Source organism: Staphylococcus sp. LKG4-2 (assembly GCF_050955665.1).
GTDB lineage: Bacteria > Bacillota > Bacilli > Staphylococcales > Staphylococcaceae > Staphylococcus > Staphylococcus saprophyticus.
Genome location: NZ_CP194532.1, coordinates 1,713,010 through 1,738,894 on the forward strand (window position 1 = coordinate 1,713,010; position 25,885 = coordinate 1,738,894).

Genomic DNA, 25,885 nt, shown 5'->3' on the forward strand with positions numbered 1-25,885 from the left:
GCACAAATAATTTTAAAAATCACCAATTTCTATGTATTGCCCATTTGAATCTCCAATAATAGGATCTGGTCTATTCATTAGGAGCACACTATGAGTACAGTTCTTTATCGTATTTTGTATTTCTGCTATTGCAGGTACGGTTTGATATAACTTATCTTCATTCATAAAAGGTGCTGAAACAAAATAAAAGCGAATTTGGTATTTTGAAAAGGTTTCTAATACACCTTTGCCTAGTATCACATGACTAGCACTATCAACCATACCATTTGGAATGATTATATTAAAATCTGTATATTTTGATACATACCTTATAATATCTGTAGAATAACTTATTACTGATATTTTTATATTTGCTTTATATAGTTCATCTATCATTTTATAAGCAAACGGATGATTATCAAATGCAATAATATCGTCCCACTGGATCGTTTCTATGATATGTTCAAAATATTGTTTTATATTGCTCAACTTGCTATTCACCTTCTTCATTGAAAGATATTGTGCGTAATTCATTATAACTGTTTAATGACTTGAATTATACAAATTCCACAACAGTTTTAAAGAACCAATAAAATTAATTTAGTAATATTACATCAAAATATTGCTTTTGTAAGTAATGGTCTTTCTATTGTCATAGCACTAATATACTAATTTAAAATTATAGAATTTGTGCTAAACTAAATAAAAGCGTAAAATAAGATATAATAAAAAATTAAATAAGATTAGGATGATACATATGTTTTTCCCGTTAATATTAATTGTAATTATAATACTATTAATTGTTATTGTAATAATTGACCATCGAGTAATGCAAAATAAACTTGAAACTGAAACGTATTCAAAAGATCAATTAGTTACAAAAATAAGTACAGTAACTCGAGAAAATACACAATTAAAAAATCAAATGCTGAATATAGATGGAAACAATGATACGCACCATCATGGTTTAAGAAAAGCGAAGCAAGATTTAAATAGTATCTTAAATCAATATAAAAACGAAGGTGTCATTCAACATTTTGATATTATAGCTACTGGTAACTTAGCTGTAAAACATCCCCTTTTTGAGTACGCTAGAACTTTCGATTATGTTGTAATTACAGAAAAAGGCATTTTTAATATCAATGTTAAAAATTGGAAGCAAAAAACATTTTATCATTTCACTGCAGATACAACAAACAGCAATGAATCTAAAGTGAATGATAATATAGACCAAACTGTAGGACGTTATATTGCTAATCAATTTCATAGTCAGTTTCAATCAACACGTTCGACAACGTATACATTCATTGAACGTATTAAAAATAATTCTGTAACCTATGATTTTTATAATTATGATCCTTTTGAACAATCATCTATCAATACACAGGCTTTAGAGGCTAAGATATATGAGAAACTCAATCAACAAATCAAGAATATTGGACTTGTTTATTTCACTGATGGTAGCGTAAATATTATTGACGGCCCGTCTACAAGAGGTGATTACGTTGAAACAGTCTCATCTAAATCTTCCTTACAACAAATTATTGGAGATACTGTTCAATCAACAGATCAGGCATTGACTAAAGAGCAATATGATAAATTAGTAGCACGTTTTTATTAAATTAATATACTATATAGGAAAGAAGAGTCTGGGACAAAAATAGATGTCTCAGACTCTTCAAACTTTAGCTAAAGCCTCCGTCTTTGTGGGCAGTTTTTTGTGCACGCTTTCCGTGGACACAGCCTTAGCCTGTAGTCTTCGGCCAGTGCTTTTCCACAGGAGTCGGCCCAAATTACTGCCAATACGTTATGAAAAATATAATATTATAAATTCAAAGTTTAACTCCAAATATTTAATTTTTTCTCTTTAGCAATGTCTTCAGACTTTTCAAAGGCTTCTCTATATTTTCCATTTGGAGAATAATATTTTTCTCTAGCTAAGCCTTGTTTGACTAATTGCTCATTATACATTGTCTTATCATCAAGCCAAACATAAGCTAATGTTCTACCGTATCGGTCTTCTTTTTCTTTATCGTACTCTAAATACACGTCTTTATTTGTTAAATGCTTTTTAGTATAATCAGAAGCCTCTTTCCCATAAGGTTGTACCGGCGTATTGGGTTTAACTGTTTCGGGCGTATCAACGCCAATCAGTCTAACTTTCAATTGCTCATTATTGTCATTTTCAGCAACGAATGTATCTCCATCTACAACACGTGACACATGAACTTTTTCAGAATCATGTGGTCCTGTTGACGTATCTGCACCATTATTTTGAAATGGTCCTGTTTGATTAATATATTGAAAAGCTAATACACCTAACACTACTACGATAACGACTAAACTAGTCATTTTTTTCTTAGATTTCACTGTTGCACCCACTTCTTTTAAATATTCCAAATTATCATATAGAAAAAGCAAACTATCGTCAAGACCACATTATACACTAACTCATAAATTAGCTGATGTTTTAAATAACATGATATTGTTTATCTATGTAAATAACTCGTGCTATAATAATCTTGAATAGGAGTGAACAAATTGAGCATTTTCAAAGAAAACATGATAACGATTATTGCAGTTGTCATTGCCGTCATCGTAGGTCTAATCTTACAAAACCAATTTCAACTACCGCTAATGGTTTCTGCCGTTGTAGCAGTTTTATTAGGCATATTAATCGGATTTATCATTTTCATTATCCAATCTATCGCATCCAAAAATAAACGTAAATAATAAAAACTGCCGTTATAGACTTATCGGCAGTTTTATTATTTAATTTGAACCATACAACATATTTAGCAAGTGCTAAATCATTTAAATCCATCCTTTATTTCTAGCAATATTCCATGCTTCAAATCGATTTTCGGCATCAAGTTTATCAATAATCGTAGATGTATAATTTCTAATTGTTCCATAAGATAAAAAGAGATGCTTGGAAATCTCTTTACTCGTATGGCCCTCACCTATCTCTCTTAAAACCAATTGTTCTTTAGGTGTTAATGGATTTTTTTCTTTAAATAGCGACGTCATCAGTGCTTCACTATATTCTTTTTCGTTATTCAATACTTTATAAATCGTTGTGACTAATTCATCTATAGAGCGTTCTTTCAATACATAAGCATCTACATCGTTTGCTACCGCTGATTCAAAATAACCGGGTCTCTTGAATGTTGTAACTATAATTACTTTCACATCAAGTTGTTGTTCTTTAATATTTCTCAATATTTCTAAACCTGTCATGCCAGGCATTTCAATATCTAAGATAGCAACCTGTGGTTGTCTTACTTTAATTAATTCATACGCTTCTTTTCCGTTACCTGAACTTCCAACTACTTCTAACTGTTCATTTAAATTAATAAGCTGAACCATTGCTTCTCTTAACATCGTTTGATCTTCTGCTAGTATGATATTTATCATCATGCGTCACCTCGAGATATTTTAATGGATATACATAAGCCATGATTCGATTGTATTTCAATCGATCCATTCATAAGGGCTACACGTTCTTTAATACTCTTCAAATCATGCTCTTTTAAATCATCCATACCAATCCCATTGTCAATAATAGTCAATGTAATATCATTTTGTGTCTCTGTTAATGAACCAGTTACCGATGTTGCATGAGCATGTTTCAACACATTATTAATTGCCTCTCTCAAAATCATCGCCAAAATAGCTTGTTTAGCTGGACTAATACCTTTTGCTAGTTCGGCATTAAAAAATTCAAAATTTAAATTTGCATTTTTTAACAACGTTTCCATCGAAGCTACTTCTTCTTCAAATGACTGTATTTTCAAATCATTGACGATACTGCGAACTTTATTTAATGATTCCTTAGATATATTGTTAACTTCAATCATTTGTAATTTTGCTTTTTCTGAATCGCTATCAATCAGTTTGATTGCTAGTTCTGATTTTATGCTTAAACTTGCAAAAACATGACCTAACGTATCATGTAAGTCTTGTCCAATGCGATTTCGTTCTTGTTCGGCAATGAGTACATTGATATGCTTATTCTTTTCTTCCAGTGCATTTTTCATTTTTATTGTTTCACTCTGTTTGAAGTTTCCAACCGTTATAAGTAATATAGCGATATGCATGACTGCTATAAAGCCTAAACTTAGCGGATCTGCGACATAAATTAAAATAAAATTAATAAGCATGACAACAATGAAAATTAAAAAGGCTATAGATTTCATTTTCACTTTCAATACATATGGTAAAATAAATGAACTAAAGAAAAAGAATAAACTCGTCGCTGGCCCGACACTATAAACTAAATAAGTGATACCAATATAATGTAAAATTAGAAAAGTATATATCATTTTCGTTGATAACACTTCCGTAAATATGGCCAAAGCAGTATATGAAATTGTAAAAATAATAAATATAATAACATACATCCAATATGGCCCTTTTAAGTCAAATGTAAACAATGGTATCACTGCAAATATGAGATATACTAAACTCGATAAATCAATTACATTGACTTTCAATCTTTTAATCATATATCCACGTCTCTTCTCTTTTGAATAATAAGTGCAACTACTAAAAAGAGTATACTATAACCAACTAAAACAAAAAGTGATAAATAGTCTAGCGTCCCTCCTTTACCAATTTCATAAGCGACTTGCTTCAAATGGTAAGTCGGTGTGACATAAGCAATCTTGCGCATCCATTCAGGAAATTGACTTACAGGAAACCATAGACCGCCAAGAATAGCTAAACTTAAATACAAAATATTACCAATACTACTTGCTTTTTGAATTTCATTGATTTGTGATATCAATACCCCAACAGATAAAAAAGTACTCGCCCCAATCCATAATATTAAACCGGAAAGTAACCAATCTGAAGTTGACATTTCAACACCTTTCATAAAGTGTGCGACAATAAAAATAAGTAAGATGGCTAAAATAAATTGGAACATCATTTTAAAGACTTTAGCCATATAATATTGATGTGACTGTAGTGGTGTACGCATTAAATTTTTATACCAACCTGTCGTCTTTTCATTAATTAAATCTATCGGGAATTGCATTAAACAAAAACTCGATAAACTAAATGCCGTCATACTATACATATATTCTTTATAAAATGGTTTTTTCGCTTCTTCAGGCAAATCCAGTATAGATGTAAATAATAAATATAAAGCAAGTGGTACCAGTATAGATAGCACCAAATACACTTTCTTTCTAAATAATAATTGAATTTCTGTCTTTAAGTAATAAGTTAACATACTACTTCACCTCTTCTTTATTAAATACGGTTTCTAACAGACTTGCTTTATTGATCTCTATTTCATTCAAATCGACATGTATCGAAATGAGATATTCAATGATCATTTGTACATCTGTCGTAGTTATCCGTATTTTATGATTCTCTAATGTATATTCGAAGTGCTTACTAGATAAATTCGTTTCAACTTTGTCTTGGTATTTGCTTGGTAAACTAATGATTGATGTATGTTGACGTGTTCTTATCGTTTCCGGATTGTCATTTAAAATCACACGTCCTTTTTCCAAAACAATTACTCGGTCAGCCATACGCTCTACTTCTTCTATATAATGGGAGGTGTAAAATATCGTTACCCCGTCGTCCTTCAGCTTCGTTACAACTTCCCAAAAATGGCCACGCATTTGTACATCCATGGCACTCGTCGGTTCATCTAAAAATATACATTGGGGTTTACCTATAAGTGCGAGTGCAAAATCAAGAATCCGCTTTTGCCCACCCGATAATTTATTAGCATATTGATTTAATTGACTTTCATTAAAAAGTGTAATTTCACTAAACTCTTTTAAAGTAATGGCATCCGTATATAAATGAGCAAACAGTTGGTAAAGTTCCTTTACTTTTATTAAATCTGGAAAATTTGTTTTTTGAAACATAATCCCTAAATTCTTAGAATCCAATAATTGTGCCGTATCTAGTATTTCGCCTTTATTTGCATGTCGATCACCTATAATCATGTCTATAAGCGTAGATTTACCAGCGCCATTCGGTCCTATTAATGCAGTACAATGACCTTCATTTATATCAAACGTCACATCATCAACTACTTTTACTCGTTTATAAGTTTTAGTTAAATGTTTTATTTTAATCATTTTATACACTCCTTTCATTTCCTACTTTAAGTATGACGAATCTAATAGAAAGACAGTAGTGAATATTGTCATAAATTACATATGACAAATGTCATTAAGTAAAATGAATATTATGAAATTATAAAGTTTACATAATATTATTATAGTTGTTTATATATTAGCTTTGGCACAAAAAAATACTGCGCAGAAAGAAATTAATCTTTCTACGCAGTGTTTTCAATTAATGATATGCCATTTAAATATCTTTTGTAAATGTTAAAAATGCATGAAATTCTTGCTCGTTAGCTGAAAATGTACGTTCTTCAACTTCACGTACAGTAGAATTTAATAATTTATAACCAGATATTTCGTCTGTTTTTAAATAGTTATTAATTTCTTTTTCTAAATCATCTAGTGAAAGTGCTTTTAATGTTACTAATTTTACTTCTTGCATGATTCCATCCCCTTATGATAAGTAAATTTTATTAAGTATATTATACTATAGGTTTATATTGCACACAAATTTTAAAGGTAATTAGTCAATCTTCTTCCCATTAATAAGTCAAAGTTGACTGATAAATTCGCTTGTTCTACAATTAAAGTTCACTAAACATGAGTGAGGTGATTATCTTCTTTAAGTCAAAAGAAGTGCGTGCGTTTATTATATACTTTTTAGTAAGTCTTACATTAATCGTCTTATATTTAATACCATTTTCGCACGCAATATTTGGTTAAACATTAGTTTCATCACTAATGTTCAAAGATAGAATGGCTCGTTAACTTTTACGAGTGCATTCTATCTTTTTTATTAAATCTGATAAATCTAATATAGCTTGAATAACTCAAATATTTGATCATTTTTTATTATTCTTATTGATACATACAAATTGGTAACACACTGTGTGTATCGGTTAATTACATGCTTTAAAAAAAGCGATACAGTTTTATAATTATTTTATTTTTATGACCATCTATAACTCGCTAAAGGTATAGTTGGTTATTTTTAATGAGTGGGCGCAAAAAAGCAACCCAATCTATTCATAAAGAATAAATGGATTGCTTATATTCCTAGTGTTTAACCCCTTTGTTTAGCACCTAGTAAAGCTTGATGTATTGTTCTCTTTCCCATTCAGAAACTTGAGTTCTGTAGTAATCCCACTCAATTGATTTAGAGTTAATAAATTGGTGATAGATGTGATTACCAAGTGCTTGTTTGATTGGTTCGTTGTCTCTCATTGCTTTAATTGCAGTATATAAAGTTGAAGGTAAATCTTGTATACCAACCGCTTCACGTTCTTCACGGTTCATTTCATAGATATTTTGATTCACTGGTTCTGGTACTTCAAGTTTATTTTTAATACCATCTAAGCCAGCTTGTAATATTGCTGCTAATGCTAAGTAAGGATTGGCAGCCGGGTCTACTGAACGCACCTCAACACGTGTTGATAGTCCACGAGATGATGGCACACGAATTAATGGTGAACGGTTCTTACCACTCCATGCAATATAACACGGTGCTTCATAGCCAGGAACAAGACGTTTATATGAGTTAACTAATGGATTACATACGCCTGTAAATCCACGTGCATTTTTTAAGATACCTGCTACGAAATGGAAAGCATCTTTAGTCATTTGCATATCACCATCTGGATCAAAGAACGCATTCTCTTTACCTTTGAATAATGACATATTAAAATGCATACCGCTTCCGTTAACGCCAAATAATGGTTTTGGCATAAATGTTGCATGTAAGTTATGTTGACGCGCAATTGTTTTAACTACAAGCTTAAATGTTTGAATATTATCACATGCTGTAATTGCATCTGCATATTTGAAATCAATTTCATGTTGTCCAGGTGCAACTTCATGGTGACTCGCTTCAATATCAAAGCCCATATCTTCTAATTCTAATACAATATCACGACGACAATTTTCACCTAAATCCGTTGGTGCAAGGTCAAAGTAACCACCATCATCATTTAATTCTAATGTTGGCTCTCCTTTTTCATCTAATTTGAATAAGAAGAATTCTGGTTCAGGTCCTAAGTTCAATTCAGAAAAACCTAATTCTCTCATATCATTTAAGACACGTTTTAAGTTTGCACGTGGATCCCCTTCAAATGGTGTACCATCTGTTTTGTAAATATCACAAATAAGTCGTGCAACTTTTCCTTGACCAGCAGTCCATGGGAAAATAACCCAAGTATCTAAATCTGGATATAAGTACATATCAGATTCTTCAATACGTACGAACCCTTCAATTGAAGATCCGTCAAACATCATTTCGTTATCTAATACTTTCTCTAATTGACTTACTGGTACTTCAACGTTTTTAATAACGCCTAATATATCTGTAAATTGTAGTCGTAAGTATCTTACATTTTCCTCTTTAGCAAACTTATGAATATCTTCTTTTGTAAATGAACGTTTTGGCATAATATATGTCCCCCGTATTTTTATTTAATAAAACGTGATAAGTCACCACGATTTATTGGAATTGCTTCTCGCTCTGGTTTCTGTGTAGCTTCAACTATCATTTGTTTTCTTGTCTCTTGTTCATCATCAGTAAGGTGATCTTGTTCATCATTAATAATTTGTTTAATACCTTTAATATTGAACCCTTTTTCAATTAACTTCTTAATTTCAAGTAAGCGTTCTAAATCATTTAATGAAAAAAGTCTTTTGTTTCCTTCTGATCGTTGTGGCTTAACGAGTTCATGTGTTTCATAATAACGAATTTGCCTAGCAGACAATTCACTTAATTTTGTTACAACACTCATAGGGAAAACGGGCATACTTCGTCGTAATGTATCATTTGACTTCAATCCGATCACCTCTACTTTTGAACTTGTAATAAATTTAGCATAATAATCAGATTAATTCAAAGATATGTAAGGTTTTCTAACATGAAGTTCTCATCCCTTGATATGACTACTTTCATCTGTTAATTCGTCGCCTTAAATCTATAATTATTAGAAAATTCCTTAAATTTATTCAAAAAAATCCATATATGGGATTATAAATTAAAATAGCATGTATATACTATCTCTTTTTACAAAACATATATGGAAGTTCATTCAAAAATCAAATCAATTGTTGTGATTTTAGATTTCTCGCTGCTCTTGAGACAGCTAATTTTACGTGTTCATATGTTAATCCGCCTTGAACATAGGCTTCAAATGGCGGTCTAATTGGCCCATCAGCAGAAAGTTCAATAGAAGATCCTTGTACAAATGTCCCTGCCGCCATGATTACATCGTCTTCATATCCTGGCATATAAGCTGGCTCAGGACTGAAATGTGCATTAATGGGAGAGGCTTGTTGTATACTTTGACAAAACTGAATCATTTGTTCTTTATTCTCAAAAGAAACCGTTTGAATTAAATCTGTTCGCGCTTCATCGTATCTTGGACTTGTTCGCATATCCATCTTCTCTAGAAGAAGACTTGTAAATAAAGCCCCTTTCAAACTTTGACTAACAACATGTGGTGCCAAAAAGAACCCTTGATACATTTCTTGTAACGAATTGAGTGATGCACCTGCTTCTTTACCTATACCAGGCGCAGTTAGACGATAACCACAACGTGCAATTAAATCTTTTTTTCCTGCAATATAACCGCCGATTTTTGCTAAACCGCCACCTGGATTTTTAATTAATGAGCCTGCAATTAAATCCGCTCCACATTCAATAGGTTCACGTTCTTCTACAAATTCACCATAGCAATTATCGACAAAAATAATGATTTCTGGATATTGCGCCTTAATTTGTTGTATGGCCTTTTCGATTAAATTTAAATTGATAGAAGGACGTTGGTCATAGCCTTTGGAACGTTGGATAGCGATGACTTTTGTTCGACTATGAATTTGTTGCATTACCGTTTCTATATCTATATCACCATGTTTCAAATCCACTTTATTATATTGGACACCATGTTCTTTAAGACTTTCAATACCATTGCCATTGATACCAATGACCTCTAATAAAGTATCATAAGGATTGCCAGTGATATATAATAACTCATCACCATGTTTCAAAGTACTTTGCAGCGCAATCGTGATTGCATGTGTACCAGAGATGATTTGAGGTCTAACTAAAGCATCTTCTGCTTTAAACGTGTGTGCATAAATTTCTTCAAGATGATCTCTACCAAAATCATCATATCCGTAACCTGTCGTCCCTTGTAAATCACTTTCAGTAGCTTTCACTTCATGAAACGCATTAAGTACTTTTTCCTGATTAACAAAGGCGGTTTCTTCTATTGCTTTAAAATATGGCGCTAATGTAGCCTCTGTGTCCGCAATCAGTTGTTTCATCTCTTCCATTTTCATAACTTCCTTCTATTCTTTTTTGTATCCTTTAACTTGATAATTAGCATTTATCTCGTCAAATACTAATTCTGATATCAACGTATGTTGTTTTAAAAAGTATAAGCGATCTGCATTTGCACTCGGTACACTTTCTTCATAATAAGTAAGCACTTGTTTAATTTGATTAAATAACAATGATTTTACTTTCTCTATATCTTTTTCATCTTTACTAGAAACAAACACATGAGGTTTGTTTGTAGCTGGTAATGAGCCATCATGCAAATCTTTCTTGTTAAAAATGATGGCCTGAGGTATTTGTCCCATATCTAAATCATTTACAATTTGATTAACGGTATCATATTGCGCGCGATATTCAGGATGACTACTATCGACAACATGTAATAATAAATCTGCATTTTTTGCTTCTTCTAAAGTTGATTTAAAAGCCGCTATAAGTGTTGTTGGTAGTTTTTGAATAAATCCTACTGTATCTGAAATGATGAGATTAAAGCCGTCGTTTATCTGTATCTGTCTCGTTTTGGGATCAAGTGTGGCGAAAAGCAGTTTTTTTTCATAAGTAGATTCCTTTGCTAATGCATTAAACCAAGACGATTTCCCAGCATTAGTATAACCTACCAATGCTACTTGAAATACATGATTTTGTTCTCTTTTATTACGATAGCGTTCACGGTGTTCTACTACCGTTTCTAATTGGTGTTTAATCTCATTCATTCTCGTTCTGATGTGTCTACGGTCCATTTCTAATTTCGTTTCACCAGGACCTCTTGTTCCGATGCCGCCACCTAGTCGAGACAAACTTCGGCCATGACCCTGCAATCTGGGCATAAGATAATCTAATTGCGCTAATTCTACTTGTAGTTTACCTTCTTTACTACGTGCGCGTAGAGCAAATATTTCTAATATAAGCTGCGTTCTATCAATTATTTTGACGTTTAAATTACCATTTAAAGTTTTGGATTGTGCAGTTGTAAGCTCATCATTGGCTACAACAACGTCTATGTCATGAAATTCAACATATGCTTTAATTTCATCCAATTTACCTTTACCAACATAAAATTTATTGTCTACGTTAGTTCTATTTTGGCTAAACTGTGCTTTTACGTTTAATTGGCATGTCTGAGATAAAGACGCTAATTCTTCCATTGTTGACTCAAAGTTAAAGTCTTCATCCGTTTGAGCATGTACTCCAACTAATATTGCTGTTTCTAAACTCTGTTCCGTTGTATATGTTTGTTGTTGGGTCATAACATGCACCTCTTTTCAAAGTATTCTTTGCCATTCTATCATAGTGCCAAAATAAAGACTATAAACTTAAATTATGTTAAATTAATAAAAAGAGGTGAAGTATTATGACTATTTACGACATAGAAGTACAAAAACCAAATGGAGATGCTTATAAATTAGATGCTTATAAAAACAAAGTGATGTTAATTGTAAACACGGCTAGTGAATGTGGATTTACACCACAATTTGAAGGGCTACAAGCATTATATGATAAGTATAAAGATCAAGATTTCATCATTTTAGGATTCCCTTGTAATCAATTTGGTGGCCAAGAACCTGGTACAGGTGAGGAAGCTACTCAAAACTGTAAAATCAATTACGGTGTTTCTTTCCCAATGCATGAAAAAATTGATGTTAAAGGTGAACAACAACATCCTCTATTTAAATTTTTAACTGAAGCTCAAAATGGATTTTTCAATGAAAAAATAAAATGGAATTTCACTAAATTTTTAGTGGATAAAAATGGCGATGTAGTTCAACGTTTTTCACCACAGAAAAAACCAAGTCAATTGGAATCAGAAATTGAAGCATTACTATAACTGAAAATACAATTTCATATATGATATTAAAAAGCATTATCGTATCCTTACTTAAACACGGCAATGCTTTTTTTATACAAAAAACCAAGGTTGAAACATTTATTTGTTCCAACCTCGGTTTTACTTAAGTATTTTTCATAATTTTTAAATGTAAATTACCTTTCTTCAGTTGTGGCTGCTTCGTCAATAGTGAAGGTACTTATGGCGTGCTTATAAATAAGGTGTTGTTTTCCTTGAGATAATAAACATACGATGTATTTATCGTAATCTTCAATCGTACCTTTCATTTGAAAACCATTCACTAAAAATACAATTATTTTTGTTTGATCAGCCTTAAATTGTCCTAGGAATTTGTCTTGGATGTTTTCTGTTGTATTCATTTTATGTTCTCCTTTTCTGTATTTGGACTGAAACTTCATCTAACATTAGTGAAAGTGACATTTTCTCTCTATCTAACCACAAGACGTCTAATTTGTTCTTAAACCAAGTCATTTGTCGTTTAGCATAATTTCTAGAATGTTGCTTTAATTTATTAGTTGCCTCATCTAGACTGATTTGTCCGTTAATAACGGGTACAATCTCTTTATAGCCAATGGCTTGCATACTTTGACTTGTTTCATAACCATTTTCAACGAGCTGTTTCACTTCACTTAATAATCCACGTTCCAACATTATATCAACACGTGTATTAATTCTTTGATATAATATGTCACGCGACATTTCTATCCCTAATAATAATGTATCATAATTTTCTGTAAATTGTTGTACTTTCTTACGTGAACTCAAAAGTTTTTTTGTTTTTAAATAATATTGTATAGCACGTCTAACTCTTTTTCGATTATTGGGATGAATATCTTGCGCAGAAATTTCATCAAACGATGCCAAATACTGATGTAATTCATCATTTGATAGTTGATCAAGTTCCGCTAGCTGCGTTTCTACACTTTCGCTATGCGCTTCTGAAATAGTTTCATCTTCGAAGGCATAATCATAAATAAGTGATTGTATGTATAAACCTGTGCCACCTACAATGATTGGCACACGGCCTCTATGAGTAATTTCTTTGATTAATTTTTGTGCTCTGTTTTTGAATTCATAAGCCGAAAAAGGTTCATCGGGTTCTAATATGTCTATCATATGATGTGGTATGCCAGACATCTCATCAAGTGTTATTTTTGCTGTGCCGATGTCCATATTTTTATAAACTTGCATTGAATCTCCACTGATAATTTCGCCGTTATATTTTTTGGCTAATTCAATACTAAATTCAGTCTTACCTACTGCAGTTGGTCCAACAAGAACAACTATAAAGGGCTTGTCATTTTCCACGTGTATCATCTCTCTTTATTTATTTGCTATTTACTTTTTCTTTTTTAAAATTTGTTTTTCTATCCATTCATACATATGATGCCATGTTTCAACATAGCCTTTTTCAAAAAGTACTTCATGTCTTTTATTTTTATACAGTTGTACTGTGATATGTTTAATACCTGCTTTTTTATATAATCTACCCAGTTTCCTAATCCCTTTACCATAGTCTCCTAGAGGATCATCTTTACCTGAAATTAACAATACAGGAAGATTGGCGTTCATTTGTTTTATATTTTTCATTCGACTTGTTGATACCATTTGTTTCATAACTTGATAAATCAACTGATTTGAGACTAAAAATCCTGTATATGGATCTTTTATAAATTGTTCTACTTCATTCGCATCACTAGAGAGCCAGTCACTTGTCGTTTTTTGGTTATTAATATTTTTATTAAACGATTTATACATTATTTTGTTTAACCAATCTAATCTACGATGTTTTCCTAACACCAATGTAATTATTTTTAGTAATGTACAAATGGAAATGCTCAAAAAGGTTGGGTATTGCGTTGTTCCGGTTAATATCATACCTTTAGCTACATCTGGATATCTTTGAGCGAATATACGTCCCACAATTGATCCCATTGAATGTCCTATAATAATATATGGGATATGTTGATAATGTGAACACACCGTTTCAGCAATTTCATATGCATCTTCCGCAACTTGAGACAGGTCATCAATTTGTCCACGTTCATCTTCATTTATATCTTTGCCATGGCCCCGATGATTATGTCGTAACACATCATAACCTTGTTGGTTTAATGATTCCACAAGCTGATCATATCGATCCATATGCTCTGCCATTCCATGAAGTATATGCACGACACCGATAGTTGTTTTTTTAGCTTTATTCAATTTAACTTCTATCATTGTGCCATCTGCAACTGTAATTTTAAATTCATTTTTACTCATGTTATAGGCCTCCCATACTTTACGACTTATATTTTTGTATATTATACAATATACCTTCAAATGAGCATGTTATCAAATAGTACGCAATCAGCTCAGTATGTACAAACATTGTTTTAATAAAAGTATTTTCAAATTTTAATCATGCTTTAAATTACCATTTTTGGTTAAAAAAACAGCTGCCAACCTCGCAAAGTTAGCAGCTATTTCTATTTAAATTATATTATTGAAAAAGTACTTTAAATTATTCTTTTACTGCTGGTTGATGATTACCAGTTTGTGCTTCATCAATTGCAATTTGTAATTCTTTTGTATAAGCTTCTTTTTCAATATTTGTGTATCCTAATAAGCCAGCCATGACATCAATAACTTGTTCTTTATAATTTAAGACGTCATCAATTTTGAAGTATAGTTTACCTGTACGACGAATAAAGAAGTCTGTTGGACGATATACCATTTCGTTTTGGATTGAATAAACTAATTCAGTATAAATGTCTAAAGGCAAACCAGTTTCTTGATATTGTGCTGTTTGTGCAATCTTGAATAGTTCTTCAGCATTTGAACCGTATTTTGAAGCAAAGTGACGTGCAGTTGACTCATCAATTTGATAAGATTTTGCTTCTTCAACTTTTTGTTCAATAAACTTATCGAAGTTCGCACTACCACCAACATCTCCTCCTGAGATAGTTAAGTGTTTCGTCGCACATTTATCAAATTTAAGACCGAATTCTGATTTCAAGCGTTTAGATAGTAAATCCACAATTTCAAGTGCCATATGACGATAACCAGTTAATTTACCACCGGCAATTGTTAATAAACCAGATTTACCTTCCCATACTTCATCTTTACGTGAAATTTCAGATGGATCTTTACCTTCTTCTAAGATTAACGGTCTGACACCTGCCCATGAAGATTCAATATCTTCATCAGCTACATTTACATCTGGGAACATGTAATTAATAGCATCGATGAGATAGTCTCTATCTTCTTGGTTAGCTAATGGTGAAGTTTTATTGTTGTCATAGAACGTATCAGTCGTACCAACATATGCTTTACCTTCACGAGGAATAGCGAAAATCATACGTCCATCTTTTTCAGTATCGAAATAAACTGCTTGACCTAATGGGAATTTAGATTGATCAATAACAATGTGAACACCTTTTGTTAAACGTAATTGTTTATTGTTACGTGCATAGTCTCCACTGCGAACTTCATCTACCCATGGGCCACTTGCATTAATGACTTTTTTAGCTTTGATTGGATACGTTTCATTACTGATTTGATCTTCAACTTGTATACCGTTGACTTTTTCATTTGAATCATAAGTGAAATGTACTGATTTTGTATGATTAATAACTTTCGCACCTTTTTCTTCTGCACGTTTCATAACTTCAATAGTTAGACGCGCATCATCTGTACGATATTCAACATAAGAACCGCCACCTTTTAGACCAGCTTTTTTAACTAATGGTTCTTTTTCTAATGTTTCTTTAGCATTTAACATTGTTTTACGTTCAGCTTTCTTAACACCTGCTAATCTATCATACATTGCTAATCCAATAGAAGTAGTGAATTTGCCCATTGAACCGCCTTTATGCATTGGTAAAAGCATACGTTCTGGTGTAGTAACATGCGGTCCATTTTCATAAACAATCGCACGTTCACGACCAGTTTCAGCTACCACTCCAACTTGAAGTTGTTTTAAGTAACGTAACCCACCATGTACCAATTTCGTAGAACGTGAGCTTGTTCCTTGTGCAAAGTCTTGCATTTCAACAAGTGCAACTTTCATACCTCTTTCACTTGCATCTAAAGCAATACCAGCACCAGTGATACCTCCGCCAATGATAACGACATCAAATTCTTGATCTTTTAAATCTTTTTTTATTTGTTCTCTTTTCAACGTTGATAAACTCATAATAAACAAGCGCCTCCTAAAGTATTAAAAAAAGAGAGATTCATCCCATACATATATAATTGTACGAATTGAATCTCTCATTTCTCATCTCGATATTATTAACTTACCCGTATTGTAGCATATATAACAATATTAAGTCTAATTTTTTACTCATCTTCTAATTTAAATACTTGTGTTGCTTCTACAGCTTTCTTCCAACCTTTATATAATCTTTCTCTATCTTTTTCAATCATATCTGGTTGGAATTCTTTTTCTAAGTTCCAACGATTAGCAATTTCATCTTTACTATCCCAGAAACCTACAGCTAAACCTGCTAAGTACGCTGCACCTAATGCTGTTGTTTCATTAATTTCTGGACGCTCAACACCTAAGTTTAATAAATCAGCTTGGAATTGCATAATAAAATTATTTTTTACTGCGCCACCATCAACACGTAAATTATTTACTTTGATGCCAGAATCTTTTTCCATTGCTTCTAATACATCACGTGTTTGGTAACAAAGTGATTCCAATGTTGCACGGATGAAATGCTCTTTTTCTGTGCCGCGTGTTAATCCAAAGATTGCACCACGTGCATTTGCGTCCCAGTATGGTGTACCAAGACCTACAAATGCAGGCACGACATATACACCCTCTGTTGATTCAACACGTTCAGCATAATTTTCAGATTGTGGCGCTGAATTAATCATTCTTAATCCATCTCTTAGCCATTGAATTGCAGAACCTGAAACAAATATTGAACCTTCTAAAGCATAATTCACTTTACCGTCCAAACCATAAGCAATCGTAGTTAATAAACCACTCTTAGATGAAACAGCTTCTTCACCTGTATTCATCAACATGAATCCACCCGTACCGTAAGTATTTTTTACATCTCCACGGTCGAAACAAGCTTGTCCGAATAATGCTGCTTGTTGGTCGCCAGCAATACCTGAAATAGGTACTTCTTCACCAAAGAAATGGTAATCAATTGTGTGTGCATAAACTTCACTTGATGCTTTGACTTCAGGTAACATTGTATTAGGAATTTCTAAAATATCTAATAATTCTTGATCCCATTCTAAATCATAAATATTATAAATTAATGTACGACTTGCATTTGTATAATCTGTAATATGCGCTTGTCCACCTGATAATTTCCAAACAAGCCATGAATCAATCGTACCAAATAATAAATCACCGTTATCTGCTTTTTCTCTTGCACCTTCCACATTATCTAAAATCCATTTCACTTTTGTACCTGCAAAATAAGGATCTAAAAGCAAACCAGTTTTATTGCGGAATTTATCTTCAAGGCCTTGTTCTTTTAAGTCTTGACAAATACCTTGTGTTTGACGAGATTGCCATACAATTGCATGATATATAGGACGTGACGTATGTTTATCCCACACAACTGTTGTTTCACGTTGGTTTGTGATACCAATACTAGCAATTTGTTCTGCTCCTACATTGCTTTCATTTAATACTTCTGCCATAACAGCTAAAACAGATGTCCAAATTTCATTAGCATCATGTTCTACCCAACCAGATTTTGGAAAGAATTGTTTGAATTCACGTTGTGCGATGCCTTTAATTTTACCTTCTTTATCAAAAAGAATTGCTCTTGAACTTGTTGTTCCTTGGTCAATTGATAAAATATATTTTTCCATAATTAAAATCTCCCTCTTATCTCGTTTATCGTGGCTATATATATGTAACTCTTTTTTACACGTTATTATACACATTGCCATATATTCATTTTTACAAACATTAATCTAAATCAAAAATTGTTATAATATAAAGCCTGCTTATAGTTTAACTTATAAACAGGACTGTTTAAAACTTAATCAATATACAGATTCGATACCTTTTGCACTTTTAGCTTTATTTAACACTATACCAAGCGCAATAGTAACAATTAGTAATACAATCGCTACAACTGACATTGTATCAAACGCGCCTTTATAGAATAATCTATAAATGACTGCACCAATCATTCCTCCAGTAATTGGGCCTAAAACTGGCACAATCGCATAGCTCCAATTAGATTTCCCTTTCCCAGCAATTGGTAATATCGCATGTGCAATACGAGGTCCTAAATCACGCGCAGGATTAATGGCATAGCCAGTTGGTCCACCTAAACTTAAACCAATCGCTACAATTAAACCGCCAACGATTAATGGATTTAATCCATCAGCAATTTTATTCATCCCAATAAATAGTAATCCTAAAGTAAGTGTAGCAGTACCAATGATTTCACTTAAAAAGTTGGCAAAATAATTTTTAATTGCTGGTGCTGTAGAGAATACACCTAATTTTGCGCCTTGATCTTCTGTTTGTTTCCAATGTGCTAAATACATTAACCAAACTAAAACACCACCGAAAATACCGCCGAGCATTTGACAAACGATATAGCCTAGTACCATACTCCAACTTAACGCGCCGTCCATAGCAAACGCTAATGTAACTGCGGGATTTAAATGCGCTCCGGAAATATTTCCAACCGCATATGCACCCATTGAAACTGCAAGCCCCCAACCTAATGCAATAACAATCCAATCTGCACCGTTACCGGCACTTTTTTTCAAATTGACGTTGGCACAAACGCCACCCCCAAATAATACTAGTATTGCTGTTCCCAAAAATTCAGCAAAATACACACTCATAGAGACTCCTCCTAAAAAAAGATAGAGAGATTCCTACAATTATAGCCAGTTGCGAACCACCGGTTTAATTACTGTAGAAATCTCCCATCTCTGTTCTATTTATTAACTTGTGTTCATCTTACACCGATTTTGTAAGCGTTGTCAATCTTTTTGTAAAAATCTTGTCACAATTCAAGTGATATTGACAGCATTTTCCTTGATTTTAAATTGTTTTTTATTACAATCTATTTTTGCTTGTAAACCATACGGTAGCATGTGCTTAGGCTCATTATGACCAAAAGACATGTTGTATAATACTGGTATATTCGTGTAATTGTATTGTTTCAATACATCTAATATTTTTTCTTTATAAGCTGTGTAATACACATTATCAAATGGTTTACCTATAATCATTCCATTGCACTGTTTTAATGCATCTTGTTGAATTAATTGGACCAACATCGCTTCAAATGCTTGAGGATCTGGTGTATCTTCAGATGTTTCTAAAAATATAATAGCATCTTCAAAATCTGTCTTATTTGGAAATAAGTCCGTGTTTATTAAACTAGTCAATGTTTCCAAATTCCCACCAATTAAGTGTCCTTGTTTAATACCATATCCTTGAATCAACTCATAACCTTGTTGTTGTATCGTTTGTCTAGCAATCATTTTATTTTCTATATGCCACGCTAATCCAAATGGTCTAATATACTTTGCTGGAAGAATCTCACCTATTATATTAGTATTAAACCAAAATTTCTCTATATCTCGAACCGTATAATCGTCCATAGCAATATTTTCTGCAAAATCTGTCAGTAATGCAGGCCCATAAAAACTGACAACACCCATTTTATAAAACATCATATGAACCGTGGTTGAATCAGAATAGCCCGAAAAAATTTTTGGGTGCTCCCGTAGTGCTTCTAGATTCACAAATGGCAATATTTTAATAGCATCATCACCACCAATACAGCTGATAATACCCTTTATTGTGGGATCTTTAACGGCATTATTAAAATCTTCAGCCCGCGCTTCGGGATGTTGGCTAATATAAGTTCTTCCTTTTAAAGCATTTGGCATTACCTTCACATTTAAACCAAATACATATTTCAATCGATTAATACCTTGATACGTACGCCATAACATGTCAGTTTCACCAGCTAGTCCTGATGATAAAGAAACAATTGCTACCGTATCGCCACGCTTTAATTGTTTTGGTTTAATCATCAAATCACCCCTTAACACAATCTAATAAAATTCCACTAATCATAACATATATATTGAATCCTTTAACAATATCAGAAAAAAAGGCTAGCGCTAACAGAGTATCGCTAATATCTTTGTCAAATAGCAATATTATCTCTGTGTTTGGCTAGCCTAGCTTTTATCTTAAATTTGGTTTAAATAGAATTGATATTTTTCTTCATGATGGTTACCATAAATGGCGATCACTTGTCGTTATATATTTAGCACCATTTTTAACTGCGATATCAACTTCTTCTACCGTATTGATTAATCCACCTGCAATTACAGACGTGTTCGTTTCCTCGTTGATAATTTGTATTGCTTTAGTTGCAACTCCCGGTAATACTTCAACATAGTCTGGTTCTACACGTTTGATTAATTCAATACTTCTACGTAATGCATGACTATCTAATACAAAAACACGGAACACAGTCGTCGTATTCAATGCTTTGGCTTTGTTGATCACTTTAGTCTTAGTAGAGACAATACCTTTAGGATGATAATTTTGAATAATATATTCACAGGCAAATTCATCGTGACTCATGCCCTTAATTAAATCAATATGCATATATGTTTCAATGTGATGCTTATTTAATAAATCCATTATACTTTTAATATGACCAATATGTGTATCGAGCAATACGCATTCTTTATAATCTGTTTGCGTCATTTTTTCTAAATCTTTCATTGATCTAATTGCTGGTAAAATATATGGTTTCATCCACTTACCTCCTAGATAGTTCTTTTGAACAATCTTTCTAATTCGTAGTTTGAAAAATTAATAATAATTGGTCTACCATGTGGACAAGTAAAAGGATCTTCAGTTTCTCTCAATTGGTTGACTAGATCTGCCATTTCATTATTTTTTAAATAGTGATTTGCTTTAATTGATTTTTTGCAACTCATCATTATGGCAGCGTCTTCTCGAATTTTTTTTACATTTACTTTCTTATGCTCTAAAACATATTCAATCATATCTTTTATAATTTCTTCTGCTTCAGCTGTGGGAAACCAAACCGGATAACTATCTACAATATAGTCATTACCCCCAAATGGTTCGAGATGAACGCCTACTTTATCTAACTCTTCTTTGTGCTGATTAATAATCATTAATTCATCAGTTGAAAAGTGGAAAGTTAACGGAATTAACAAATTTTGAATTTCATTCGTCACTTCACCAATTTTCTCTCTAAAATATTCATATTTGATACGTTCTTGTGCCGCATGTTGATCAATCATATACATACCATTTTCATTTTGAGCGATAATGTATGTGCCATGAACTTGTCCGACCACTTCCATATAAGGCACACGACGTGAAGGGTCTTTACTGACACTTCCTTTAATATCAGAATCTGAGTGATTGCTTATATCTGAATCAAAATCAGCTTCATTTATAAATTCAGATTGATTTTCATTTTCTAAATCATATAAAACAGATTTTTGCGTTTGGGTATAGTCATCATCACTATTAGGCGATGTAGAAACTGATGTGTTGTTTTCCTCTTTCAGTATATAATCTGTAGGTTCGTAATGAGTTTGACTGGAATGATATGCTTTGTCGTCATTCTTTTCATCTTCCTCATGGCTATTTACAGGTTGTGAATGATTCTCTTGTTGTTGTTTCTTTTCAAAATCTAATTTCTGTTGCTCAAATTGATCCAACACTTTATTCTTTTTGGTAATTTTATCCATATCATTTTGCGGAATTAAAATACGATCTTTAAAAGCTTCACGTATTTTTTCAACTATTAAATTAAATAATTGATCCTCTTTGGACAGTCTTACTTCTAATTTAGTCGGATGAACGTTGACATCAACTAGAATTGGATCCATCTCAATATTGATATAGCATATTGGGTAACGACCTATCATGAGCAAGGTGTGATAACCTTCTAAAATGGCTTTATTTAACAAGAAATTTTTAATATATCTCCCATTGATAAAAATCGATATATAATGTTTGTTACTACGTGAATGTTCTGGTTTTGCAACAAAACCTTCTAAATGGTAATCGCTCGTGTCACCAGAAATATGCACTAAATCTTTTGCCACTTTCATACCATAAATTTCTGACATTACTTCATTTGTACGGCCCGAACCATTTGTTTTCATAATCGTTTTGCCATCTGATATTAATGAAATACGAATATCTGGATGACTCATTGCCATACGATTAACAATATCTGTAATTTTGCCTAATTCCGTATACAAACTCTTAATATATTTCAAACGCGCTGGCGTATTATAGAATAACGATTCTACTAAGATATCTGTACCACGTTTCGCTTTAGCAGGTTTTTGATCTAATATTTCACCATTTTCCACATAGATCTGTTGTCCTTCTTCATTATCTGTACATGTACTTAATGTAACCTTTGCTACTGAAGAGATACTTGCTAAAGCTTCACCTCGGAAACCGAGTGTACGTATATGGAATAAGTCATCATCTGCATCCAATTTACTCGTAGCATGTCTGTGGAAGACGAGGCCTAAATCGTCTATGTGGATACCTGTGCCATTATCCACAACTCGTATAGATGCTACGCCGGATTGTTCAACTTCTATATTGATTTCAGTCGCTTGGGCATCAATCGCATTTTCTAACAATTCCTTCACTACTGATCCAGGTCGTTCTACAACTTCGCCAGCAGCAATTTTATTCGCTAAGGATGTCTGTAGTTCTTTAATTTTACCCATATGACTTCACCTCTATTTCAATTGTTTTTGTAATTCACTTAGTTTTACTAATGCTTCAATTGGCGTCATATTTGATAAATTTAATGTTTTAATTTCATTTTCTATTTCACTTTGTTTTGCAGGCGAATCAAATAAATCAAAGGCAGCTTGCTCAAATTGTCCATCACTTTTTGCATGTTGTGTTGCAGCTGACTGTTCATTATCAACATAATACGTAGCTTTTGTTTCTGTCACTTCATCACTTGAAGCATTTAGATTTTTATCAGTAGGAATATCAACATGATTCATGGTATTCTTATTGTTTGTTTGATTATTCGATTGTTCAAATGCATCCAATATCACTTGCGCTCGATTAATCACTTCCACTGGTAAATGCGCTAATTTAGCTACTTGTATACCATAACTATCATCTACGGCGCCATCTTTAACTTTGTGTAAGAAAATCAATTCACCATTGTATTCATTTGCAGCAACATGCACATTTTTCAAACATGCCAATGATTGATCTAGCGTAGTTAATTCATGATAATGTGTTGAGAATAAAGTCTTAGCATGCGACGTATGTGCGACATATTCAATCATTGCTTGAGCTAAAGCCAAACCATCGTATGTCGATGTACCCCTACCGATTTCATCAAATATGATTAAACTGTGTTCTGTAGCATGTGCAAGTGCTTTTTGAGCTTCTAACATTTCTACCATGAAAGTACTTTTCCCAGAAACTAAATCATCCGCTGCACCTATTCTAGTGAAAATCTGGTCAAACACAGGTAATATTGCCGATTCACATGGTACATAAGCACCCATTTGAGCCATGATACTAATAATTGCGACTTGTCTCATATATGTTGATTTACCCGACATATTAGGGCCAGTAATTAAATATATAAACGTTTCCTTATCTAATTCACAATCGTTAGGCACATAATCATTATGATCCATAACCCGTTCTACAACTGGGTGTCGTGAATTAACAAGTTCTAATGTCTTATCTTCACTAAAAGTCGGGCGAGCATAATTATATTTTTGAGCTATTTCTGCAAAACTCTGCAGGCAATCCAGTTCAGAGATTACTTTTGCTTGTTTTTGTAATCTTTCCGTATATGCTTTAATTTGTTCTCTAAGTTGCACAAACAATTGATATTCTAATTCAATAGCTTTATCTTCTGCACCTAGAATGATATCTTCTTTCTCTTTTAATTCATCGGTAATGAAACGTTCTGCATTTGAAAGTGTTTGCTTTCTATGATATCCAAATTCAGTGGGATCAAACCCTTGTAAATTAGCTCTAGTAATTTCTATGAAATAACCAAAAACCTTATTAAAACTAATTTTTAATGACTTAATTCCAGTTCGTTGTCTTTCTTTTGTTTGTAATTCTGCTAACCAATTTTTTCCATTTTTTGAAGCTTCTAAATAGCTATCAAGCGTTTCATTAAATCCAGTTTTAAATAAACCGCCTTCTTTAACTGAAATGGGTGGTTCTTCTTTTAAACTTTCTTCTAATAAATTAAGCAAATCATCTAGTGGTTCTAACGCCTCAAACTGTGCTGTCATTTGTTCATCAAAAGCTTGTAAGAGATTTTTTATATTGGGTATTTCTGAAATAGAATGTTTTAGCTGAATTAAATCACGTGCGTTAACATTGCCGTAACTCACACGACCAACTAGACGTTCAATATCATACACTTGATTTAAATAGCCTCTCAATGTATCTCTCTCAATAAAATGATTGATAAATTGATCTACTGTATCAAGACGTGATTCAATTTGCTTTTTTTGAATAAGCGGTCTATCGATCCATTGTTTTAAACGTCTGGCACCCATAGGTGTTTTCGTTTCATCCATTAGCCAAAGTAACGTTCCTTTTTTTGATTTTAAACGTATACTTTCTGTTAATTCAAGATTACGTTTTGCGTAAAAGTCCATTTTCATAAAGTCTACTGCTTCATATGTAATCACAGATTCAATATGAGAAAGATCTCTTTTTTGCGTATGATAAACATAATCTAATAATAATTGTGTTACGTGATATAAATGGCTATCATTCGTTGTATTAACATCATATTTTACATCAGAAATATCTGGAAGCACCGTGATAGTCTCTGTCGTTAGACTAATTTGTCGTTTTAGCGATTCACCAATGGCTTCTTTAACAACAATCTCATTTGGATTTATTGTCGTAATTTCATTAATTAAAGTTGCTTCATCTTCAAAATGAGTTACTTTTAATTCACCTGTTGAAACATCACAATAACTCAATGCATACATTGATGCACTTTGAATAAAACTCAGAATATAATTGTTTTGTTTTTCATCTACACCGCCTTGATCCATTACTGTACCAGGCGTGACAATACGAACAACTTCACGTCGAACCATGCCTTTAGTTTGTCTAGGGTCTTCCATTTGTTCACAAATGGCTACTTTATAACCGTTACTTATTAATGTCTCAATGTAGCCATCAGCTGAATGATATGGCACACCACACATTGGAATCGGGTCTTCTTTTTTTGCATCACGTTTTGTCAAAGTAATTTCTAGTACTCTCGATGCTACTTTAGCATCTTCAAAAAACATTTCATAGAAGTCACCCAATCTAAAAAACAATAGGCAATCTTGATATTGTGATTTTATTTTTAAATATTGCTGCATCATTGGGGTTTGGTTTGTCATAAATATATTTCACAATCCTTTTATTTTTCTTATTTTCACTTAGTTCATTGATTTAGTCATAGAAAGTAAGTTTTGTCTTTTTGCATCTCATCCTACATTGATTATAAGAGATGTACTTACATCTAATATCATTTTACTATCTCGTTATATTGTTTGAAATTTGTTTTAATAACCACACGATTTTCAGCTTTTCTAGCTAATTTAACTCTTAAATTTTAACAT

The 25,885-nt window shown here is 32.6% G+C and carries 23 protein-coding genes and 1 pseudogene; 3 read left to right on the forward strand and 21 right to left on the reverse strand.

Annotation, left to right across the window (positions count from 1 at the left end; all coding sequences use genetic code 11):
• Positions 1-12 precede the first annotated feature (12 nt).
• A complete protein-coding gene (locus ACM6UH_RS08475; RefSeq protein ID WP_011303211.1) occupies positions 13-468 on the reverse strand; it encodes a hypothetical protein in 456 nt (151 codons plus the stop codon).
• A gap of 268 nt (positions 469-736) precedes the next feature.
• Here ACM6UH_RS08475 and ACM6UH_RS08480 point away from each other — a divergent pair, with 268 nt between their 5' ends.
• Complete coding sequence (locus ACM6UH_RS08480) at positions 737-1,600, forward strand: NERD domain-containing protein (RefSeq protein ID WP_037538486.1); 864 nt, start codon at positions 737-739, stop codon at positions 1,598-1,600.
• A 218-nt stretch (positions 1,601-1,818) separates the two neighbouring features.
• Here the strand turns inward: ACM6UH_RS08480 and nucI are convergent, their stop codons facing one another.
• Entirely contained in the window at positions 1,819-2,349 is a 531-nt protein-coding gene (nucI, locus tag ACM6UH_RS08485; RefSeq protein WP_011303214.1) for a thermonuclease NucI, read from the reverse strand.
• 171 nt (positions 2,350-2,520) lie between these two features.
• Here nucI and ACM6UH_RS08490 point away from each other — a divergent pair, with 171 nt between their 5' ends.
• A complete protein-coding gene (locus ACM6UH_RS08490; protein ID WP_011303215.1) occupies positions 2,521-2,712 on the forward strand; it encodes a hypothetical protein in 192 nt (63 codons plus the stop codon).
• 81 nt (positions 2,713-2,793) lie between these two features.
• On the opposite strand, the gene ACM6UH_RS08495 is transcribed toward ACM6UH_RS08490, so the two are convergent.
• From ACM6UH_RS08495 to hflX, 9 genes are all read right to left on the reverse strand, one after another.
• The gene (locus ACM6UH_RS08495) at positions 2,794-3,396 is read right to left on the reverse strand and encodes a response regulator transcription factor (protein ID WP_037538489.1); all 603 of its coding nucleotides are present in this window, start codon (positions 3,394-3,396) and stop codon (positions 2,794-2,796) included.
• Positions 3,396-4,487, reverse strand: a complete 1,092-nt coding sequence (locus ACM6UH_RS08500; protein ID WP_047503672.1) for a sensor histidine kinase — start codon at positions 4,485-4,487, stop codon at positions 3,396-3,398. The genes ACM6UH_RS08495 and ACM6UH_RS08500 overlap by 1 nt, the downstream gene beginning before the upstream one ends.
• Entirely contained in the window at positions 4,484-5,218 is a 735-nt protein-coding gene (locus ACM6UH_RS08505) for an ABC transporter permease (RefSeq protein WP_011303217.1), read from the reverse strand. Before ACM6UH_RS08505 ends, ACM6UH_RS08500 begins: the two co-directional genes overlap by 4 nt.
• Before the next feature lies 1 nt (position 5,219).
• Positions 5,220-6,086: an ABC transporter ATP-binding protein gene (locus ACM6UH_RS08510; RefSeq protein WP_048787413.1), complete on the reverse strand. Its 867-nt coding sequence runs from the start codon at positions 6,084-6,086 to the stop codon at positions 5,220-5,222.
• A gap of 235 nt (positions 6,087-6,321) precedes the next feature.
• The gene (locus ACM6UH_RS08515; RefSeq protein ID WP_002483408.1) at positions 6,322-6,519 is read right to left on the reverse strand and encodes a hypothetical protein; all 198 of its coding nucleotides are present in this window, start codon (positions 6,517-6,519) and stop codon (positions 6,322-6,324) included.
• Between the two features lie 641 nt (positions 6,520-7,160).
• The gene (gene glnA, locus ACM6UH_RS08520; RefSeq protein WP_011303219.1) at positions 7,161-8,501 is read right to left on the reverse strand and encodes a type I glutamate--ammonia ligase; all 1,341 of its coding nucleotides are present in this window, start codon (positions 8,499-8,501) and stop codon (positions 7,161-7,163) included.
• Positions 8,502-8,521: 20 nt separating this feature from the next.
• Positions 8,522-8,890: a MerR family transcriptional regulator gene (locus ACM6UH_RS08525; RefSeq protein ID WP_011303220.1), complete on the reverse strand. Its 369-nt coding sequence runs from the start codon at positions 8,888-8,890 to the stop codon at positions 8,522-8,524.
• Positions 8,891-9,149: 259 nt separating this feature from the next.
• A complete protein-coding gene (locus ACM6UH_RS08530; RefSeq protein ID WP_011303221.1) occupies positions 9,150-10,388 on the reverse strand; it encodes an aminotransferase class I/II-fold pyridoxal phosphate-dependent enzyme in 1,239 nt (412 codons plus the stop codon).
• A 15-nt stretch (positions 10,389-10,403) separates the two neighbouring features.
• On the reverse strand, positions 10,404-11,639 hold the full coding sequence (gene hflX / locus ACM6UH_RS08535) for a GTPase HflX (protein ID WP_047503666.1): 1,236 nt from the start codon (positions 11,637-11,639) through the stop codon (positions 10,404-10,406).
• Between the two features lie 101 nt (positions 11,640-11,740).
• Here hflX and ACM6UH_RS08540 point away from each other — a divergent pair, with 101 nt between their 5' ends.
• On the forward strand, positions 11,741-12,217 hold the full coding sequence (locus ACM6UH_RS08540; protein ID WP_370445200.1) for a glutathione peroxidase: 477 nt from the start codon (positions 11,741-11,743) through the stop codon (positions 12,215-12,217).
• Positions 12,218-12,372: 155 nt separating this feature from the next.
• Here ACM6UH_RS08540 and hfq read toward each other — a convergent pair whose 3' ends face one another.
• The 10 genes and pseudogenes from hfq to mutS form a co-directional block, all read right to left on the reverse strand.
• Complete coding sequence (gene hfq / locus ACM6UH_RS08545) at positions 12,373-12,597, reverse strand: RNA chaperone Hfq (RefSeq protein ID WP_011303224.1); 225 nt, start codon at positions 12,595-12,597, stop codon at positions 12,373-12,375.
• Between the two features lies 1 nt (position 12,598).
• Positions 12,599-13,555, reverse strand: a complete 957-nt coding sequence (miaA, locus tag ACM6UH_RS08550; protein ID WP_037538505.1) for a tRNA (adenosine(37)-N6)-dimethylallyltransferase MiaA — start codon at positions 13,553-13,555, stop codon at positions 12,599-12,601.
• Positions 13,556-13,576: 21 nt separating this feature from the next.
• On the reverse strand, positions 13,577-14,503 hold the full coding sequence (locus ACM6UH_RS08555; protein WP_433911952.1) for an alpha/beta hydrolase: 927 nt from the start codon (positions 14,501-14,503) through the stop codon (positions 13,577-13,579).
• A gap of 241 nt (positions 14,504-14,744) precedes the next feature.
• The gene (locus ACM6UH_RS08560) at positions 14,745-16,418 is read right to left on the reverse strand and encodes a glycerol-3-phosphate dehydrogenase/oxidase (protein ID WP_011303227.1); all 1,674 of its coding nucleotides are present in this window, start codon (positions 16,416-16,418) and stop codon (positions 14,745-14,747) included.
• A gap of 146 nt (positions 16,419-16,564) precedes the next feature.
• Complete coding sequence (glpK, locus tag ACM6UH_RS08565) at positions 16,565-18,067, reverse strand: glycerol kinase GlpK (RefSeq protein ID WP_011303228.1); 1,503 nt, start codon at positions 18,065-18,067, stop codon at positions 16,565-16,567.
• A gap of 177 nt (positions 18,068-18,244) precedes the next feature.
• The gene (locus ACM6UH_RS08570; protein WP_011303229.1) at positions 18,245-19,063 is read right to left on the reverse strand and encodes an MIP/aquaporin family protein; all 819 of its coding nucleotides are present in this window, start codon (positions 19,061-19,063) and stop codon (positions 18,245-18,247) included.
• Between the two features lie 171 nt (positions 19,064-19,234).
• Positions 19,235-20,269, reverse strand: coding sequence for a S66 family peptidase (locus ACM6UH_RS08575; RefSeq protein ID WP_047503656.1), 1,035 nt, complete (start codon positions 20,267-20,269; stop codon positions 19,235-19,237).
• 205 nt (positions 20,270-20,474) lie between these two features.
• The gene (locus ACM6UH_RS08580; protein ID WP_002483421.1) at positions 20,475-21,008 is read right to left on the reverse strand and encodes a glycerol-3-phosphate responsive antiterminator; all 534 of its coding nucleotides are present in this window, start codon (positions 21,006-21,008) and stop codon (positions 20,475-20,477) included.
• An 11-nt stretch (positions 21,009-21,019) separates the two neighbouring features.
• A complete protein-coding gene (gene mutL, locus ACM6UH_RS08585; protein WP_011303231.1) occupies positions 21,020-22,987 on the reverse strand; it encodes a DNA mismatch repair endonuclease MutL in 1,968 nt (655 codons plus the stop codon).
• Between the two features lie 305 nt (positions 22,988-23,292).
• Positions 23,293-25,663 (reverse strand): annotated as a pseudogene (gene mutS / locus ACM6UH_RS08590) (DNA mismatch repair protein MutS); the annotation flags it as partial.
• Between the last annotated feature and the right edge of the window lie 222 nt (positions 25,664-25,885).

Bases quoted from the DNA above. Each gene is read 5' to 3' on its own strand.
- ACM6UH_RS08480 (WP_037538486.1), top strand. From the start codon at position 737: ATGTTTTTCCCGTTAATATTAATTGTAATTATAATACTATTAATTGTT.
- ACM6UH_RS08495 (WP_037538489.1), bottom strand. From the start codon at position 3,396: ATGATAAATATCATACTAGCAGAAGATCAAACGATGTTAAGAGAAGCA.
- ACM6UH_RS08500 (WP_047503672.1), bottom strand. From the start codon at position 4,487: ATGATTAAAAGATTGAAAGTCAATGTAATTGATTTATCGAGTTTAGTA.
- ACM6UH_RS08505 (WP_011303217.1), bottom strand. From the start codon at position 5,218: ATGTTAACTTATTACTTAAAGACAGAAATTCAATTATTATTTAGAAAG.
- ACM6UH_RS08510 (WP_048787413.1), bottom strand. From the start codon at position 6,086: ATGATTAAAATAAAACATTTAACTAAAACTTATAAACGAGTAAAAGTA.
- ACM6UH_RS08515 (WP_002483408.1), bottom strand. From the start codon at position 6,519: ATGCAAGAAGTAAAATTAGTAACATTAAAAGCACTTTCACTAGATGAT.
- glnA (WP_011303219.1), bottom strand. From the start codon at position 8,501: ATGCCAAAACGTTCATTTACAAAAGAAGATATTCATAAGTTTGCTAAA.
- ACM6UH_RS08530 (WP_011303221.1), bottom strand. From the start codon at position 10,388: ATGGAAGAGATGAAACAACTGATTGCGGACACAGAGGCTACATTAGCG.
- hflX (WP_047503666.1), bottom strand. From the start codon at position 11,639: ATGACCCAACAACAAACATATACAACGGAACAGAGTTTAGAAACAGCA.
- hfq (WP_011303224.1), bottom strand. From the start codon at position 12,597: ATGAATACAACAGAAAACATCCAAGACAAATTCCTAGGACAATTTAAG.
- miaA (WP_037538505.1), bottom strand. From the start codon at position 13,555: ATGATACACGTGGAAAATGACAAGCCCTTTATAGTTGTTCTTGTTGGA.
- ACM6UH_RS08555 (WP_433911952.1), bottom strand. From the start codon at position 14,503: ATGAGTAAAAATGAATTTAAAATTACAGTTGCAGATGGCACAATGATA.
- ACM6UH_RS08560 (WP_011303227.1), bottom strand. From the start codon at position 16,418: ATGAGTTTATCAACGTTGAAAAGAGAACAAATAAAAAAAGATTTAAAA.
- glpK (WP_011303228.1), bottom strand. From the start codon at position 18,067: ATGGAAAAATATATTTTATCAATTGACCAAGGAACAACAAGTTCAAGA.
- ACM6UH_RS08570 (WP_011303229.1), bottom strand. From the start codon at position 19,063: ATGAGTGTGTATTTTGCTGAATTTTTGGGAACAGCAATACTAGTATTA.
- ACM6UH_RS08575 (WP_047503656.1), bottom strand. From the start codon at position 20,269: ATGATTAAACCAAAACAATTAAAGCGTGGCGATACGGTAGCAATTGTT.
- ACM6UH_RS08580 (WP_002483421.1), bottom strand. From the start codon at position 21,008: ATGAAACCATATATTTTACCAGCAATTAGATCAATGAAAGATTTAGAA.
- mutL (WP_011303231.1), bottom strand. From the start codon at position 22,987: ATGGGTAAAATTAAAGAACTACAGACATCCTTAGCGAATAAAATTGCT.